At 65.6% G+C, this 16791-nt stretch carries 13 protein-coding genes; 5 read left to right on the top strand and 8 right to left on the bottom strand.

Annotated features, from left to right (window positions below; genetic code table 11):
* Positions 1-240: 240 nt before the first annotated feature.
* On the bottom strand, positions 241-1545 hold the full coding sequence (locus tag J5M58_RS08890) for an MFS transporter (protein ID WP_112252442.1): 1305 nt from the start codon (positions 1543-1545) through the stop codon (positions 241-243).
* A 254-nt stretch (positions 1546-1799) separates the two neighbouring features.
* On the opposite strand from J5M58_RS08890, the gene J5M58_RS08885 reads away from it, so the two are divergent.
* Positions 1800-2675, top strand: a complete 876-nt coding sequence (locus J5M58_RS08885; RefSeq protein WP_112252441.1) for an AEC family transporter — start codon at positions 1800-1802, stop codon at positions 2673-2675.
* A gap of 117 nt (positions 2676-2792) precedes the next feature.
* Here the strand turns inward: J5M58_RS08885 and J5M58_RS08880 are convergent, their stop codons facing one another.
* From J5M58_RS08880 to J5M58_RS08865, 4 genes are all read right to left on the bottom strand, one after another.
* Positions 2793-3386, bottom strand: coding sequence for a hypothetical protein (locus J5M58_RS08880; RefSeq protein WP_112253349.1), 594 nt, complete (start codon positions 3384-3386; stop codon positions 2793-2795).
* Between the two features lie 214 nt (positions 3387-3600).
* Positions 3601-4734: an HlyD family secretion protein gene (locus J5M58_RS08875; RefSeq protein ID WP_112253350.1), complete on the bottom strand. Its 1134-nt coding sequence runs from the start codon at positions 4732-4734 to the stop codon at positions 3601-3603.
* On the bottom strand, positions 4731-6380 hold the full coding sequence (locus J5M58_RS08870; RefSeq protein ID WP_112253351.1) for an MFS transporter: 1650 nt from the start codon (positions 6378-6380) through the stop codon (positions 4731-4733). The genes J5M58_RS08875 and J5M58_RS08870 overlap by 4 nt, the downstream gene beginning before the upstream one ends.
* 204 nt (positions 6381-6584) lie before the next feature.
* A complete protein-coding gene (locus J5M58_RS08865) occupies positions 6585-9101 on the bottom strand; it encodes an excinuclease ABC subunit UvrA (RefSeq protein WP_207877902.1) in 2517 nt (838 codons plus the stop codon).
* A gap of 263 nt (positions 9102-9364) precedes the next feature.
* On the opposite strand from J5M58_RS08865, the gene J5M58_RS08860 reads away from it, so the two are divergent.
* The 4 genes from J5M58_RS08860 (at position 9365) to J5M58_RS08845 (ending at position 14226) form a co-directional block, all read left to right on the top strand.
* Positions 9365-10540 (top strand): M20 aminoacylase family protein, encoded by a 1176-nt coding sequence (locus tag J5M58_RS08860; RefSeq protein WP_207877900.1) that lies wholly within the window; start codon positions 9365-9367, stop codon positions 10538-10540.
* A gap of 82 nt (positions 10541-10622) precedes the next feature.
* Positions 10623-11933 carry a citrate-proton symporter gene (locus J5M58_RS08855; protein WP_207877898.1) on the top strand — a complete coding sequence of 437 codons (1311 nt, stop codon included), beginning with the start codon at positions 10623-10625 and terminating at the stop codon, positions 11931-11933.
* On the top strand, positions 11930-13387 hold the full coding sequence (locus tag J5M58_RS08850) for an amidase (RefSeq protein ID WP_207877896.1): 1458 nt from the start codon (positions 11930-11932) through the stop codon (positions 13385-13387). Before J5M58_RS08855 ends, J5M58_RS08850 begins: the two co-directional genes overlap by 4 nt.
* 65 nt (positions 13388-13452) lie before the next feature.
* A complete protein-coding gene (locus J5M58_RS08845; protein ID WP_207877894.1) occupies positions 13453-14226 on the top strand; it encodes an IclR family transcriptional regulator in 774 nt (257 codons plus the stop codon).
* A gap of 147 nt (positions 14227-14373) precedes the next feature.
* On the opposite strand, the gene J5M58_RS08840 is transcribed toward J5M58_RS08845, so the two are convergent.
* The 3 genes from J5M58_RS08840 to J5M58_RS08830 form a co-directional block, all read right to left on the bottom strand.
* Positions 14374-15285: a LysR substrate-binding domain-containing protein gene (locus J5M58_RS08840; protein WP_207877892.1), complete on the bottom strand. Its 912-nt coding sequence runs from the start codon at positions 15283-15285 to the stop codon at positions 14374-14376.
* Positions 15286-15462: 177 nt separating this feature from the next.
* Positions 15463-16119 (bottom strand): HAD family phosphatase, encoded by a 657-nt coding sequence (locus tag J5M58_RS08835; RefSeq protein WP_207877890.1) that lies wholly within the window; start codon positions 16117-16119, stop codon positions 15463-15465.
* Positions 16120-16283: 164 nt separating this feature from the next.
* Positions 16284-16679: a RidA family protein gene (locus tag J5M58_RS08830; protein WP_135002736.1), complete on the bottom strand. Its 396-nt coding sequence runs from the start codon at positions 16677-16679 to the stop codon at positions 16284-16286.
* Positions 16680-16791: the final 112 nt, after the last annotated feature.

The following is a 16791-nucleotide window of genomic DNA, read 5'->3' as shown; positions in this document are numbered from 1 at the left end:
GTGTTCGCGGCTAAAGCCGCTCCCACAGATACGGCGCATTCCTTCAGCTGATGGGGGAGCTCTGTGGGAGCGGGCATGCCCGCGAAGCAGGCGACGCGGTAGACACCGGCTGCGCCGGTGTTCGCGGGCGCGCCCGCTCCCACAGGCACGGTGCATTTCTTCAGATGGTGGGGGCGCTGTGGGAGCGGCCTTGCCGGGGCGCCGGACCGGTCGGAAAGGGCTGCAAGGCAGCCCCCGGAGTCAATGCGATTCTGAACGCTGCGCCTGCACTGGCGCAGCAGCCTCCAGCGGCTCCAGCGGCGGGTGCTCCTGCGCCGCATGCATCAGGTCTTCGGTCACACGCAGCTCGGCACCAGTCGGCGAGAAGGTGGTCGAAGCGGTGAACGGCGCCGGGTGTTCTGCCGCCGGGCGCTTGCCACGGCGCCACATGAAGAAGCACACCATGGCCAGATTGACCACGGCAAAGGCCCAGAACAACCCGGCCTCGCCAAACTCGGTCATCATCGGCGAAATCGCCACCGGCGCCATGGCCGAACCCAGCGAGTTGATCAGCAGCAGGCCCTGGATCATTGGCACCAGTGCATCCGATGGTGCCCGATCGGCAGCATGGCTGACCGCCACCGGGTACAGGGTGAACACGCCACCGCCCAGCAGGAACAGCATCGCCGGCAGCAGGATCGAGTCCGACGGCAGGAACACCGTGACCAGCGACAGAAGCACGCACAGCGCGGCCAGGGCGATCAGCACATCCTGGCGGTCCTTGCGGTCGGACCAGCGCCCGACCGGGTATTGCAGCAGCATGGCACCCAGAATCACCCAGGCCATCATGTTGCCGACCTCACCCACATCCAGGCCGATGCGCTGCAGGTACAGCGGCAACAGGGCGTAGATGCCGGCAATGGCCACACCCGAACCGAAGCAGCCGACCAGGCCTGATGGCGCAACGCCCAGCAACTGGCGCGGCTTGAGCGGTTCGACCTGATCCAGCAGCGGTGACACCCGTGGCAGGATCACGATGGGCAGTACCGACAGGGCGGCGAGCACGCCGGCCAGCATGAACGGTGCGGTGTCACCCATGTGGGTGATTTCGCCAAGGCCGGCCTGGGCGATGACCCCGGCGCCATAGAAGGCGATCATGTACAGCGCCAGCAGGCGGCCGCGGATCTTGGCGTCACCGGCCAGCAGCAGCCAGCTTTCGATCACCAGGAACACGCCCACCGCCGCCCAGCCGTTGATCAGGCGCAGCACCGACCACCAGGTGACGTCGTAGAACAGGCCTTGCAGCAGGATGGTCACGGCGATCAGCGAGGCGAAGCTGGTGTAGGCGCGGATATGGCCGATGCGCAGGATCAGCCGGTCGTTGAAGATGGCACCCAGGGTCAGGCCGATGAAGTAGGTCGAGGAGACCACACCGATGGTGGTGGCTGACTCGCCGGCAGCGCCCAGGCGCAGGGTGGTAAGGGAAGACATGAAGCCGTTGCCCAAGGCAATGATGAACAGCCCGAGCAGGGGCGCCAGCGCCATGGCCAGCAAACGCGGAGACATATGTACCTCTAGTTGGATGAGCGGAATGAGCGCCTTTTCGGACGCGCACGCCGGCTCGACCCGAACGGGGCCGAGGGGCTGCACGGATGTGCCTGGGCTGGATGCGACGCTGCCGGTTGCCACCGTTCAAGGCGACGGGCGAAAAGGAAGCGCGATTCTACGGGCTTGCGCGGTTTTGCCCAAGGGGCCTGGGTGTGCGACGAGACGCCGCAGTCTGCGGCATAATGCGGGGCCCACCCCCAAGGAAGGCCCCCATGTTCGCTTCGCTGTTCGCCGTCCTGGCCCCGGTTTTCATCGTCGCCGGCATTGGCTATGCCTGGGCCCGCAAGGGCCTGGACTACCCCACCGAATTCATCGCCCGGGTGGTGATGACTGTCGGTACCCCGTCGCTGGTGCTGTCCACGCTCAGCCGCACCGAACTGGACCCGACCGCCTTCACCAGCATGGCCATGGCCTGCCTGCTGTGCACCCTGGGCATGGCCCTGGCCGGCTTGCTGGTATGCCGCGCCTCGGGCCAGCACTGGCGTGTGCTGCTGCCGGCGTTCATGTTCCCCAACACCGGCAACATGGGCCTGCCAATCAGCCTGTATGCCTTTGGCGAGCACGGCCTGGCCCTGGCGGTGGCGTTCTTCCTGACCCTGTCGATCGTGCAGTTCACCCTCGGCATGGCCATTTCCGGTACTGCGGCTTCGTTCAAGGCATTGCTGCGCAACCCCATCGTGATCAGCCTCGCCGGCGCCATGCCGATCATCTTTCTCGATTTCGAGTTGCCGCGCTGGCTGGCCAATACGGCAGACCTGCTGGGCGGCATGACCATCCCGCTGATGTTGCTGACACTGGGCGTGTCGCTGGCCAGCATTCGCCTGCGCCATGTGGGCAGCGGCATGCTGCTGGGCGGTTTGCGCATTGGCCTGGGGGCTGCCGTGGGCTGGGCGGTGGGGGCGGCGCTGGGCATGGCCAGCCTGGAGCGTGCGGTGCTGGTGGTGCAGTCGGCGATGCCGGTGGCGGTGTTCAACTACCTGATGGCGGTGCGCGCCAACCGCGAGCCGGAGCAAGTGGCGAACCTGGTGATGTGTTCCACGGTGCTGTCGTTTGCCTGGTTGCCGGTGGTGCTCGCCTGGTGGATGTAAGCCTGTACCGGCCCTTTCGCGGGTAAACCCGCTCCCACAGGTACAGCACAGGTCTCGAGGCTTATGGTGGGCCTGTGGGAGCGGGTTTACCCGCGAAGTGGCCGGTAAAGCAAACGGCTATTTCTCCTGCAACCGCCACCCCTGGCTGGTCAGCACCATCGCTCGGGTTTCCTTGAGCGGCGCGTCATTGCTGGCCACCGCCTTGCCCAGTTCGGCAATGCTGGCCTTCACTTGTTCATTGGCCGCCCACGCCGGTAACCCGGTGATCTTGTAGGCATAGGTCACATTCGACATCTTCTGCCCGGTCACCTCGCTCGGCTCACTGAACTGCTCGATCGCGGTGACCTGAGCCTTGCCGAAGCACAGCCCGTTATCTGCCTTGTAATACTTTCGGCCTTCGTCGGTGAGGTCATAGGCGTAATAGATGTCCGTGCGTGCCGCTTGCCACAGGCGGGCGGGCACTTCGGTACGCGAGATCTCCTTTTCGCTGACCACACCTACCTGGGCCAGGGCATGCAACGCCTTGTTGGTGCCATGGACGTCGAAGTCCTGGGTTCTGGTGGGGAATGAACTGATGACGAAGCAGTGCGGGTACTGGGTATCGAGGTAGGCCTGGGCGGCCTTCTGGAAACTGGCCTCGCTGATGTCCTCGCTGTTCGAGCAACCGGCCAGGGTTGCCAACAGCGCCAGCGGCACGATCTTCCTGTACATGGTGACACTTCCTTGAGTGGCAAAGGCAAACGGGGTCGTGCGCGATTAGAACCTACGGGCTAGAGCGGCGCAATCATGGCAAGACGGCATCTCTGCATGTGCTTCGCTGGCCTCTTCGCGGGTAAACCCGCTCTCACAGGCATGCACAGCTTTCAAGACCTGTGCTGAACCTGTGAGAGCGGGTTTACCCGCGAAGAGGCCAGTGGCAACAACATCAATCCTGGCTGTGCGTATCGATACTGACCACCACCGACATCCCTGGCCGCAAGTGCTTGGCCTCTGGCTGCCCGGCATCCACGGTGATCCGCACCGGTATGCGCTGGGCAATCTTGACGAAGTTGCCGGTGGCGTTGTCCGCCTGCAGCAAGGCGAACTCCGAGCCGGTGGCCGGCGAGATCTGCTGCACGTGCCCATGCAGCTTCAGGTGGTTCAGCGCATCCACGGTGAAACTTGCCGGTTGGCCAATGCGCACATTCGCCATCTGGGTTTCCTTCATGTTGGCGATCACCCACAGGGTGTCGGGCACCAGCGCCATCAACTGCGCGCCAGAATTGACATAGGCCCCAAGGCGCGTGCCGATCTGCCCCAGCTGGCCGTCGCGCGGGGCGGTGACGCGGGTGTTGTCGAGGTCGATGCGGGCCAGCTCCACGGCGGCCTTGGCGTTTTCCACCGAGGCCTCCAGCGCGGCCCGGTTGACCACCACGGTTTCGCGGTCCTGGCGGGCGATTTCCAGCGCCGCCTTGGCCTGGGCCAGGCTGGCGACCGCTGCGGCTTCGCTGGCTCGGGCCAGGTCCAGGTCGCGGCGCGACACCGAGCCATCGCTGACCAGCGCCTGGTTGCGGCTGAAGTCGGCCCTGGCCTTGGCTGCCTGGGCAGTGGCATCGCCAATGGCGGCCTGGCGCTGGGCAATGGTGGCTTCGGCACTTTTACGCTGTTGCAGGTTGTTGGCCAGGGCCGCCTGTTGTTGCTGCAGTTGTGCGATGGCCTGGGCCAGGCGTTGCTTGTAGATGCGGTCGTCCAGTTGCACCAGCAGGTCGCCGGCCTTGACGAACTGGAAGTCATGCACCGGCACATCGACAATATAGCCGCTCAGCTGCGGCCCGATGATGGTCACCTGGCCGCGCACCAGGGCGTTTTCGGTGCTTTCGATGGCACTGCCGAATGGCGGCAGGCGCCAGGCATACAGCACCAGCAGGATGCCGGCCAGGGCTACGCAGGCGAAGCTGATCGACGACAGGATACGCACCCGCCGCGAGCGCACCGGGCTGGTCGGCTCGCTGGGCGGCGTGGCGCCTTCCGGGGTTTCGGCGATGGCAGTGGTGGTCGTGGTGCGGGTGTCGTCGGTCATCGGGTGGGCGCGCCGGGGTTGGATTCAGGGGAAACGGCCCGGCGTCTGGTGTGCCAGAGCCAGGTGCTGCGGATGCAGATCCAGACCATGGTCAGGATAGCGATGCTGCCGATCAGTACGAACACATCGTTGTAGGCCATGATATTCGCCTCGCGGGTGGCGGCACTGGCCAGCAGGCGCATGCCGGCTTCGCTGCGCAGGGCTGGGTCGGCAATGATGCCGCCGTAGCCGGCACCGCCACTTTGCACGCGGGCCGTGACCAACGGTTCCAGGTAGCTGAGGCGGTCCATCAGGTGACTGGAATGGAATTTTTCCCGCCAGGTCTGGAAGGTGCCCAGCAGCGCCGCGCCAATCAGGCCGCCGAGGTTGTTGCAGATGCCGAACAGCACCGAGAAACTCACCAGGTTGCGCGGGTTGGCGCGCACATGGCTGATGCCAAGGGCCATGGACGGGCCGAGGAAGAAGGTGCTGCCGAACGCCAGCAGGAACTGGCTGAGGTACATCTGCGCCGGGCGGGTGAGGTTGCTCGAACTGCTGTCCATGAAGGCGCCTGTGGCCATGGCCAGCAGCGAGATCAACAGCGGAATCACCAGATGATTGGGGTTGATGGTGAGGGCACTGCTGGCCAGGCCGGCCACCGCGCCCAGCAGCATGACCGCGTACAGCGTACGCATCTGCTCGCTGCCCAGGTTAAGCGCCTGCAGGAAGCCGACCGCCCCGGTGGACTGCTCCGAGGTGACCATGCGGATCAGCACCACGCACAGGGCCAGGCGAATGATCGCGCCGCTACCCAGCCAGCGGGTCATCAGCAACGGGTTCTGGCGGTTGTGCTCGATGGCCAGGCCGCTGAAGATCAGCCCGATCGAGGCCGCCAGGGCCATGCCGATCCAGGGCGCCTCCAGCCACCAGTCGATACGCCCGAGTGACAGCACGGCGCAAAGCAGTGCAGTGCCGCTGGCCATCAGCGAGAAGGTGAGGAAGTCCAGCGGCTCGAAGGTCTTGAAGCGGTCACCGGGGGGCAGCTTGAGCAGCAGCACGCAGCCCAACGCGGCCAGCGCCAGGCCCAGTTCGAACAGGTACAGGCCGCGCCATTCGGCGATCTGCAGCAGGTCTTCGGAGAAGATCCGCGCCAGCGGCAACGCCAGTTGCGAGGCGCCCAGGCCAAGCACCATCGCCTTCAGCCGCCATTGCGCCGGGAACGCCTGGATCATGTAGTACAGCCCCAGCGAGCTGAGCGCGGCGCCGACCATGCCGTGGGCCGCCCGTACGGCGATGGCCGAGTTGAGGTCGTTGACCAGCAGGTGGGCGAAGGTGACCAGGGCATAGAGCACCAGGAACACCTCGGTGAACGCGCGCAGGCCGAACTGCTGGCGAAACTTCACCAGCAGCAGGTTGATGGACACATTGGTCATTACGTAGGCGGCCGGCAGCCAGGCCATCTCCGCCGTGGTTGCGCCCAACGCACCTTGCAGGAACACAAGGTTGGCGGTGACCAGCGCGTTGCCCAGGCCACCGGTGATAGCCACCAGCAGCCCGACCACGCCGTAGGCCAGGCGTTTGGCGGGCGTGTGCAGGGGCGTGGAGGGGGAGCCCGGCAGGCTGGGTTTTTCGTGGGGAAGCCACTGGCGTGGGGCGTATTTGTCCATGGGGCAGACTGTACTTCAGCGGCCATTGCAAAAAAACAATTTACAGCCCGCACCGGCCTCTTCGCGGGTAAACCCGCTCCCACAGCGTCACCACAGATCTTGCAGGCTGTGCGGTACCTGTGGTTGCCAGAGGTTCACCACTGATCTTGCAGCTGTGCAATACCTGTGGGAGCGGGTTTACCCGCGAAGGGGCCAGTGCAGGCGCTACAAGGCCTTCGCCAGAAACTCCGCAGTGCGGCTTTCCGCACACCCGGCCACCACCTGCGGCGTCCCGCTGACCACCACCTGGCCCCCGGCATCCCCGGCCCCAGGCCCGATGTCGATCACCCAGTCGCTCTGCGCGACCACTCGCATGTCATGCTCGACCACCACCACGCTGTGCCCGCCATCGACCAGGCGGTTGAGCTGCACCAGCAGCCGGTCGATGTCCTGCGGGTGCAACCCGTTGGTAGGCTCGTCCAGTACATACAGTGTTGCCCCGCGGGCCATGCGCTGCAGCTCGGTGGCCAGCTTGATGCGCTGCGCCTCGCCGCCGGACAGTTCGGTGGCCGGCTGGCCCAGACGCAGATAGCCCAGGCCGATGTCTTGCAGTACCTGCAGGCAGCGCCGCGCCGCTGGCTGTTCGGCGAACACCTTCAGGGCCTGGTCGACCGTCAACTGCAGCACCTGCGCAATGTTCATGCCTTGCCAGGTCACCGCCAGGGTTGCCGGGTTGTAGCGGGCGCCATGGCAGGTCGGGCAGGGCGCATAGACGCTGGGCATGAACAGCAACTCGACACTGACGAAGCCTTCGCCCTCGCAGTTCTCGCAGCGCCCCTTGGCAACGTTGAAGGAGAAACGCCCGGCATCGAAGCCTTGTGCCTTGGCCTGTTCGGTGGCGGCGAACAGCTTGCGCACATGGTCGAACAGGCCGGTGTAGGTGGCCAGGTTGGAGCGTGGTGTTCGGCCGATCGGCTTCTGGTCGACCTGCACCAGGCGCCTGATGCTGCCAAGGCCAGCGCTCACATGCCCGCCGCTGGCCTGTTCTGGCTCATCTTCCAGGCTCTGTTCTTCGGGCTCGTTGCGCTGTGCGGCATGGCCCAGGTGTGCACCCACCAGGTCCAGCAGCGCCTGGCTGACCAGGCTCGACTTGCCCGAACCGGAAATGCCGGTAACGGCGGTAAAGCAGCCCAGCGGGAATTCGGCACTCAGGTTGTTCAGGTTGTTGCGGCTGATGCCTTCGAGCTTCAGCCAGTCGTGGGCCTGGCGTGGCGTGCGCGTGGTCTGGGCCGGGGCACTGAACAGGTAGGCCCGGGTGCTCGACTGCTCGACCTGGGCCAGGCCCTCGGGCGGCCCGCTGTAGAGGATGGTGCCACCATGCTCGCCAGCGGCAGGCCCTACATCCACCAGCCAGTCGGCGCGGCGCATGGTGTCCAGGTCGTGTTCCACCACATAGACCGAATTGCCAGCATGCTTCAGGCGCTGCAGCGCCTCGAACAGGGCTTCGCTGTCGGCCGGGTGCAAACCGGCCGAAGGTTCGTCGAGCACGTAGATCACGCCGAACAGTTGCGAGTTCAGTTGGGTGGCCAGGCGCAGGCGCTGCAGCTCGCCGGAGGACAGGGTCGGGGTGCTGCGCTCCAAGGCCAGGTAGCCCAGGCCCAGGTCCAGCAGGGTGTCGATGCGTTCGAGCAGCTCGTTGGCGATGCGTTGGGCAGCCAGGCGCTTTTCCAGGGTCAGGTCGTCCTGCTGTTGTGCCAGGTAGTCTGCTGCCGCCACCTTGCGCAATACCTCGGCCAGCGCCTGCAGCGACAGATGTGATAGCTCGGCGATATCCAGCCCGGCGAAGGTCACCCCCAGGGCCTCGCGCTTCAGGCGCTTGCCCTGGCACAGCGGGCACGGGCTTGGGCGCATGAACTGGGCAACGCGCTTGCGCATCTGTGCGCTTTGCGAGTGCATGAAGGTGTGCAGCACGTAACGCCGGGCACCCATGAACGTGCCCTGGTAGCTGGGCTCCTGCTTGCGCTTGAGGGCGGTGCGGGTCTGCGCCGGGGTCAGCCCGGCGTACACCGGCGCGGTGGGTGTTTCTTCGGTGAACAGGATCCAGTCGCGCTGCGCCTGCGGCAGGTCGCGCCAGGGAGTATCGACGTCGTAGCCTAGCGTCACCAGGATGTCGCGCAGGTTCTGCCCCTGCCAGGCCATCGGCCACGCCGCCACGGCGCGCTCGCGGATGGTCAGCGACGGGTCGGGGACCATGGTCGCTTCGTTCACTTCGTAGACCCGGCCCATGCCATGGCATTCCGGGCAGGCGCCCTGCGGCGTGTTGGGCGAGAAATCCTCGGCATACAGCATCGCCTGGCCGGCCGGGTAGTGGCCGGCGCGGGAGTAGAGCATGCGAATGGAACTGGAGAGGGTGGTCACGCTGCCCACCGAGGAACGTGCACTCGGCGTGCCGCGTTGCTGCTGCAGGGCCACCGCCGGGGGCAGGCCTTCGATGGTGTCGACATCCGGCACCCCGACCTGGTCGATCAGGCGCCGGGCATAGGGCGCGACCGATTCGAAGTAGCGCCGCTGGGCTTCGGCGTAGAGGGTGGAGAAGGCCAGCGAGGACTTGCCCGAGCCGGACACGCCGGTGAACACCACCAGTGCGTCACGAGGAATATCGACGTCGATGTTCTTGAGGTTGTGCTCGCGGGCGCCACGGACGCGGACGAAGCCGGCTGGGGGCGTATGGCGTGAGGGCATGGGGCGGTCCTTGGCTGGGGTCGGTGATGAAGGTAGCAGTAAAGCGCTGTGGGGTCGCCAGGGTATGGCTTGGGTTTTTTGGTGCTCGATCTCACAGCACTGGAGCTTCCAAACCCTGCACTAGTTCCACCCAGCGGAACCACATTCAATTGTGCTCCCCCGTCACTCGCGCTTATCTGTCAGCCAAGCACGACCTGCCTCACCCGTCGTGACCTCAAGGCGAACAACAAGAACGGGAAACCACCCGCGCGAGGAGGCTCTACATGTCCCGACATCAGCACATCCTGGCCTGGCTGAACGATGTGGCCAGCGACCTGCACGCAATCCGTCACGATATCCACGCTCACCCGGAACTGGGTTTCGAAGAAAGCCGCACTTCGGCACTGGTTGCCCAACTGCTCGAAACGTGGGGCTATGAGGTGCACACCGGTATCGGCAAGACCGGCGTGGTCGGCGTACTGCGCAATGGCAGCAGCCCACGCCGCCTGGGCCTGCGCGCCGACATGGACGCGCTGCCCATACACGAGGCCACCGGCGCCGCCTACAGCAGCCAGCACCAAGGCTGCATGCACGCCTGCGGCCATGACGGGCATACCACCATGCTGCTCGGCGCCGCGCGCTACCTGGCGGCGACCCGGCAGTTCGACGGGACGCTGACGCTGATCTTCCAGCCGGCCGAGGAGGGCCAGGGTGGCGCCGAGGCGATGCTGGCCGAAGGTTTGCTGGAGCGCTTCCCTTGCGATGCACTGTTCGGCATGCACAACATGCCCGGGCTGCCGGCCGGGCACCTGGGCTTTCGCGAGGGGCCGATGATGGCTTCGCAAGACCTGCTCACGGTGACCCTGGACGGGGTTGGCGGCCATGGCTCGATGCCGCACCTGACTGTCGACCCGCTGGTGGCGGCGGCCAGTGTGGTGATGGCCCTGCAAACCGTGGTGGCGCGCAATATCGATGCGCAGGAGGCGGCCGTGGTCACCGTCGGCGCCTTGCAGGCCGGCGAAGCGGCCAACGTGATCCCGCAGCAGGCGCTGCTGCGCCTGAGCCTGCGCGCGCTGAACGCCGAGGTACGGGCGCAGACCCTGGAGCGGGTACGGGACATTATCGTCGGCCAGGCCGAGAGCTTTGGCTGCCGCGCCACCATCGAACACCGCCCGGCCTATCCGGTGTTGGTCAACCACGCTGCGGAAAACGCCTTCGCCCGGCAGGTGGGGGTGGAGTTGCTCGGTGCCGAGGCAGTAGATGGCAACACCCGCAAGCTGATGGGCAGCGAAGACTTCGCCTGGATGCTGCAACGCTGCCCGGGCGCCTACCTGTTCATCGGCAATGGCGTATCGCGGCCGATGGTGCACAACCCGGCCTACGACTTCAACGACGACATCCTGCTGACCGGCGCCGCCTACTGGGGCGCGCTGGCAGAGCGCTGGCTCGCGCCCGCCTGACCTTTCCTTTTGACGACTGCCGCTGGAACCCGGGCGCGACCGCGCCTGGGCGATCACCCAATCATTGTGTGGAGTGTTTCCTATGCAGACTTCGAGCACCGGCGTGTCGCGTACCCGGCAAGTGGTCGCCGCCGTCATCGGCAACGCCCTGGAGTGGTATGACTTCATCGTTTACGGCTTTCTGGCCAGTATCATCGCCCGGCAGTTCTTCCCCTCCGACGACGAATACGCCTCGCTGCTGATGGCCCTGGCTACCTTCGGCGTCGGCTTTTTCATGCGCCCGGTGGGTGGCGTGCTGCTGGGCATGTATTCCGATCGCAAGGGCCGCAAGGCGGCGATGCAGATGATCATCCGGCTGATGACCGTGTCCATCGCCATGATCGCCTTTGCCCCCGACTACCTGGCCATCGGCATGGCCGCGCCGATGCTGATCGTGGTGGCGCGCATGCTGCAGGGTTTTGCCACCGGCGGCGAGTACGCCAGCGCCACGGCATTTTTGGTGGAGAGCGCGCCGGCCCACCGCAAGGGCCTGTATGGCTCGTGGCAGCTTGTAGGGCAGTGCCTGGCGGTGTTCTCCGGGGCGGCCATGGTGGCCCTGGTCACCCACCTGTGCACGCCTGCGGCGCTGGACAGCTGGGGCTGGCGTATCCCGTTCGTGCTCGGCCTGCTGATCGGCCCGGTGGGGCTGTGGATTCGCAAGCACATGGAAGAACCCGAGGAATTCATCGAGGCGCGCCGCCAGGCCAAGGGCCAGTCGCCCAACCTGTGGCAAGTGCTACGTGAGCATCGGCGCAGCCTGCTGGTGTCGATGGGCCTGGCCTGTGGCGCGACGGTGTCGTTCTATGTGGTGCTGGTGAACATGCCGACCTTCGCTCACAAGAACCTGGGGCTGCCGCTGGACCAGGTGCTGCTGGTGCAGATGCTTGCCGTGGGGTTGATGACCGTGGTGATTCCACTGTCCGGGGCGTTGTCTGACCGGCTGGGGCGGCGCCCGGTGCTGATGGCCTTCACCCTGGCGTTCTTCGTCATGGTCTACCCGTTGTATGTGTGGGTGGCTGCCGCGCCGTCGCTGGAGCGCCTGCTGGTGATGCAACTGCTGCTGTGCACCGCCATCGGTGGCTTCTTCGGGCCGGCACCCACGGCCCTGGCCGAGCAGTTCCCGGTCGAGGTGCGTTCCACCGGTGTGTCGGTGGCCTATAACGTGGCGGTGATGGTGTTCGGCGGCTTTGCCCCGTTGATCGTCACCTGGCTGAGCAAGGTGCTCGGTACCCCGGTGGCGCCATCGTTCTATGTGCTGTTCGCCTGCCTGCTGACACTGCTGGGCACCTATTGCCTGAAAGAAGCCCCACGTGCGGGCAAGCCTGCCGCTTTCAACCTTGGAGTGAAACCGTGATGCCGCTAGCCATCGACCCCATCGTTGCCCTCGATGCCGAGGCATTGTCCCGGGCCATCCATGCGCGCCAGATGTCGTGCCGGGAGGTGATGCAGGCTTATCTGACGCATATCGAACGCTTCAACCCGCAGGTCAATGCGCTGGTGTCGCTGCGCCCGGCCGAGGCGTTGCTGGCCGAGGCCGATGAGCGTGACCGCGAGCTGGGCCGTGGCCACTCGCGCGGCTGGATGCATGGCATGCCCCAGGCGATCAAGGACCTGGCCGCCACTGCCGGGCTGCGCACCACCTTGGGCTCGCCGCTGTTCGCCGAGCAGGTGCCCGAGCAGGATGCGGTCAGTGTGGCGCGTGTGCGGGCCAGTGGTGCGCTGATCGTGGGCAAGAGCAATGTGCCGGAATTCGGCCTTGGTTCGCAGACCTACAACACCCTGTTCGGCACCACCACCAACGCCTACGACCCAGGCAAGGTGGCCGGAGGCAGCAGCGGCGGAGCGGCGGCGGCGCTGGCCATGCGCCTGCTGCCGGTCGCCGACGGCAGCGACATGATGGGCTCGCTGCGCAACCCGGCGGCGTTCAACAACGTGTATGGCCTGCGCCCGTCGCAGGGCCGCGTACCACACGGGCCGGCGCCGGAACTGTTCGTGCAGCAACTGGCCACCGAGGGGCCGATGGGCCGCAGCGTGGTGGATGTGGCGCGGTTATTGTCGACCCAGGCAGGCTTCGATGCGCGGGCGCCGCTGTCGCTGAGCGAGGGCCGGCGCGATTTTGCCGCCGGTTTGCAGCGCGATTTCCGCGGCGTGCGGGTCGGCTGGTTGGGCGACTACGACGGTTACCTGGCGATGGATGACGGGGTGCTGAGCCTGTGCGAAGCGGCCCTGGCGGACTTCATCGAATTGGGCTGCCGGGTCGAGGCCTGCCAGCCGGAGTTCGATCTGGCACGTTTGTGGCAGTGCTGGCTGACCCATCGCCACTTCCTGGTGCACGGCAACCTCGCTGCGGCCTATGCCGACCCCGGCAAGCGCGCGCTGCTCAAGCCCGAGGCGCAGTGGGAGGTGGAGGGTGGCCTGCAACTGAGCGCGGCGGCGGTGTACCAGGCATCAGTGGTACGCAGCGACTGGTACCGGGCGCTGGGCAAGCTGTTCGAGCGTTACGATTACCTGCTGTTGCCATCGGCCCAGGTGTTCCCTTTCGATGCACGGCAACCTTGGCCAACGGTGGTCGGGGGGCGGACGATGGACACCTATCACCGCTGGATGGAAGTGGTGATAGGGCCGACCCTGGCCGGCTTGCCGAGCATCAGCGTACCGGTCGGTTTCAATGCTGCCGGGTTGCCCATGGGCCTGCAGATCATCGGCCCGGCCCAGGCCGACCATGCAGTGCTGCAGCTGGCCCATGCCCATGAACAGCTCACCCGTTGGGTAGCACGGCGCCCACCCGGGAGCCTGCAAGCGCCATGAAACTGCTGGGCAGGCGCGGATCTTGCTGGCTATCCTGACCATCCAGCTACAGGGAGGTCACACTCATGGGCATCACGGCAGACAGTGGCGGCGTGCGTTCGGTGGAACGGGCGCTGGCCATCGTCGACCTGCTGGGAGAACACCAGGCCCTGGGCCTGGAAGAACTGCATTACCTGACGGCGCTGCCCAAGGCCACGGTGTCGCGCATGCTCGCCACCTTGCAGGAGCAGGGCTGGGTCTACCGCGGCCTCAGCGACCGGCGTTACCGGCTGTGCGCGCGGCGCCTGTTCGGTGACCGCCAGCTGCGTTTCAAGCGGCGCCTGGTGGAACATGCCGCGCCCATGTTGCTGGAATTGAGCGAGCGCACCGGGCTGGTGGCCGACCTGTCGTGTTTCGACGGCGAACGGCTGGAGGTGATGGAAAGCGCCATTCCCCAGGTATTGCGCAAGCGCTACCCGCACACCTGTCAGATCGTCGGCCATCATGCCAGCCTGTTCCATTCGGCGATGGGGCGGGCGTGCCTGGGTGAGTTGGCGGTCGATGAAGTGCAGCGCCTGGCGGCCCATGAGCGGGTGGGCGACGAGACGGTGCTGCGCGATATCGAGGCGGAAGCGAACCAGGGATTCGGCCAGCGCACCGAAGGGCACTGGGAGTACCCGGTGCGCTTGCCGTTCCTGATCCGCGCGATTGCCCTGCCGGTGTATGCCGAAGGGCGCCTGGCCGGGAGCATTGCCTTGCACTGGCCGCTGGACCAGGCACCGGTGGAACGGGTGTTGAACCTGCACCTGAACAGCCTGGCGACCACGGTGGGGGAGGTGCAGCGGGCCTTGGTGGTTTGAGTCAGACTGTACCGGCCTCTTCGCGGGTGAACCCGCTCCCACAGTGAAAGTGGATTGCCCGAGGCTGGCTCGGTACCTGTGGGAGCGGGTTTACCCGCGAAGAGGCCAGTGCAGCAAACAACAAAAGAGGCTGTGTTCCGAGGCCCCTCAACGCTCCAGGCTGTACATCCGGCACTCTGCCAGCAACGCCAGCAAATTCGGTTCCCGCTCCCGCGCCTTGAGGAACACCACACCGATATGCTGCTGCAAGCGATATTGCGGCTTCAGGGCAATCAGCCTGACCCGGTTTTCGTACACCGCCGCGATACGCCCTGGCAGCAGGGCAAAGCCCACGCCCGAGCTGACCATGCTCAGCAGGGTGAAGATATCGTTCACCTGCATGGCCACCTTGGGTTCGAAGCCGGCCTGCTGGAACACCCGTGCGCCATCGCGGTGGGTGGCGAAGCCCTGGGTCAGGGTGATGAAGGTGGAGTCGGCCAGGTCGGCCAGATCCACCTCGGCCTGCTCGGCGAAGGGCGAATCGATGGGCGCGGCGAGGAAGATGTCGTCGGAGAACAGCGGCAGCTGCTCGCAGGCTGGGTCGCTGACGCTTTCGTCGAGCGACACGAGGATGGCCTCCAGCTCGTGGTTCTTCAGGCGCTGCAGCAAGTCGACGTTGGAGCCCAGGGTCAGGTCGATGTTGAGTTCGCTGCGACGCAGCTTCAGGCCCATGACCAGCTTGGGTACGGTTTTCACCGTCAGTGAGTAGAGCGCGCCCAGGCGGAAGCGTTCGGCATAGAAACCAGCTGCCTCGCGGGTCTGACGGACCATCTGCTCGGCGTCCTGGATCAGCTGGCGGGCTTTCTTTTCCAGCACGTAGGCGCTTTCCAGCGGGATCAGCTGGCGGCCTTCATGCTTGAATAGCGGGCAGCGTAGTGCGCTTTCCAGCGAGTGGATGGCGCGGTGCACGCTGACGGCGCTGGTGGCCAGCTCGACAGCGGCGCGGCCGAGGTTGCCGGTGCGCATGAAGGCGAGGAAGGTTTCCAGCTTCTTGAGGGTCAGTTCTTCGTCGATCAGCATGGGTTACCTGGGTGTGCACAATGGCAGGGGCATGCATATTGCCTTGAAATTTTGGGGCCGCTTCGCAGCCCATAGCCGGCAAGCCAGCTCCCACAGGGATGGCGCATGGCTTGAGGCCGATGCGGTCGAGGTGGGAGCTGGCTTGCCGGCGATGGGGCGCGAAGCGGCCCCGTATGCTCATTGCATGGATCCGATCAACGTCCACAACGCTGGGTCGTTGAAATCATCGATCACCAACCCGGCCCCCGCCGCCAGCAACCGCTCCGGCGTCTGCGTAGTGGCCACGCCCACGGTAAAGATCCCCGCGCCACGCGCTGCCGTCACCCCCGGCAGCGAATCCTCGAAGGCCAGTGCCTGCCCGGCCTCGGCACCTAGCCGCTGCAACCCGGTCAGGTAGGGCAACGGGTCTGGCTTGGGCCGTGCCAGTTCCTCGGCCACCAGCACATGCGCGAAGCGCTGGCCCAGGCCCATGGCGTTCAACATGTGCTCGGCGTTCAGCCGTGGCGCATTGGTCACCACGCACATGCCGATGTTGCGAGCCCGGGCATGTTCCAGCAGGCGCACAAGGCCCGGCATTGGCTCCAGAGACGGCGACATGTCGCGGAACAGCGCCTCCTTGCGGTCGGCCAGCACCTGGCACTGCTCGGCGCTGGCACCGGCAAACAGCTCTGCGAACAGCTCGCCATTGGCGCGGCCGCTGACCTGGGCATCGAACTGCGCCTGGCTCAGCTCGCGGCCGTCATGCTCGTGCAGCAGTTGGCGAAAGGCCTGCAGGTGCAAGGTGTCAGTGTCGGTGAGGGTTCCGTCCAGGTCGAACAGCAGGGCAGTCAGCATTGGGTATCCAGGTCCAGAAATCGTGGGCGGGCCAGAAGGAAGATTCTTTTGCCGTTGGCGTCACGTGAACTTCGCGACCTCCCAAGTGTACTGGAGTACGGCAGCCTTGGCAGAGCTGTACTCGAACTCGGAATAGGCGCCTGCGCGCCATATAGCCTTCGGCATCATTGCGGTAGTTTCGCGATCACCTTGATCTCGAAGTCGAAGCCGGACAGCCAGGTCACGCCGATGGCGGTTACCGTCGGATAGGGCGCCTCGCCCCAATATTCGGCTGCCACCTCCCAGATGGTTTCGAATTTCGAGTCGGGGTCGACCATGAAGATGGTCGTGTCAACCACATCCTCGAAACTACTGCCGGCTTCGGCCAGGATCGCGTTGAGGTTGGCGAAGGCCATGCGAACCTGCGCCGCGAGGTCCGGCTCGGCCGAGCCGTCCTTGCGGCTACCGACTTGGCCGGATACGAACAGAAAACCGTTGGAGCGAATCGCCGGCGAGTAGCGGTGGAGCTCATACAATGCATGGCGGTCAGGCGGGAAAACGACATCACGTTTGCTGGACATTGCATACCTCGTTCGGGGCCCTGGCGGCCCGGTGTTTATGGTGAAGCCACTATAAGAAAGGCCACCGACCTGAATAAACGGGCAGCGCTGGTCATGACTGTTTGTATAATCC

It is taken from the genome of Pseudomonas sp. 32_A (genome assembly GCF_017490905.1).
Classification (GTDB): Bacteria; Pseudomonadota; Gammaproteobacteria; order Pseudomonadales; family Pseudomonadaceae; genus Aquipseudomonas; species Aquipseudomonas inefficax.
The sequence above is the reverse complement of the archived record's forward strand: the minus strand, read 5'-3'. Positions and strand labels throughout refer to the sequence as shown.

Coding starts and splice junctions, on each gene's coding strand:
- J5M58_RS08860 (WP_207877900.1), top strand. CDS start 9,365: ATGTCCCGACATCAGCACATCCTGGCCTGGCTGAACGATGTGGCCAGC.
- J5M58_RS08890 (WP_112252442.1), bottom strand. CDS start 1,545: ATGTCTCCGCGTTTGCTGGCCATGGCGCTGGCGCCCCTGCTCGGGCTG.
- J5M58_RS08875 (WP_112253350.1), bottom strand. CDS start 4,734: ATGACCGACGACACCCGCACCACGACCACCACTGCCATCGCCGAAACC.
- J5M58_RS08830 (WP_135002736.1), bottom strand. CDS start 16,679: ATGTCCAGCAAACGTGATGTCGTTTTCCCGCCTGACCGCCATGCATTG.
- J5M58_RS08865 (WP_207877902.1), bottom strand. CDS start 9,101: ATGCCCTCACGCCATACGCCCCCAGCCGGCTTCGTCCGCGTCCGTGGC.
- J5M58_RS08845 (WP_207877894.1), top strand. CDS start 13,453: ATGGGCATCACGGCAGACAGTGGCGGCGTGCGTTCGGTGGAACGGGCG.
- J5M58_RS08840 (WP_207877892.1), bottom strand. CDS start 15,285: ATGCTGATCGACGAAGAACTGACCCTCAAGAAGCTGGAAACCTTCCTC.
- J5M58_RS08885 (WP_112252441.1), top strand. CDS start 1,800: ATGTTCGCTTCGCTGTTCGCCGTCCTGGCCCCGGTTTTCATCGTCGCC.
- J5M58_RS08880 (WP_112253349.1), bottom strand. CDS start 3,386: ATGTACAGGAAGATCGTGCCGCTGGCGCTGTTGGCAACCCTGGCCGGT.
- J5M58_RS08855 (WP_207877898.1), top strand. CDS start 10,623: ATGCAGACTTCGAGCACCGGCGTGTCGCGTACCCGGCAAGTGGTCGCC.
- J5M58_RS08870 (WP_112253351.1), bottom strand. CDS start 6,380: ATGGACAAATACGCCCCACGCCAGTGGCTTCCCCACGAAAAACCCAGC.
- J5M58_RS08835 (WP_207877890.1), bottom strand. CDS start 16,119: ATGCTGACTGCCCTGCTGTTCGACCTGGACGGAACCCTCACCGACACT.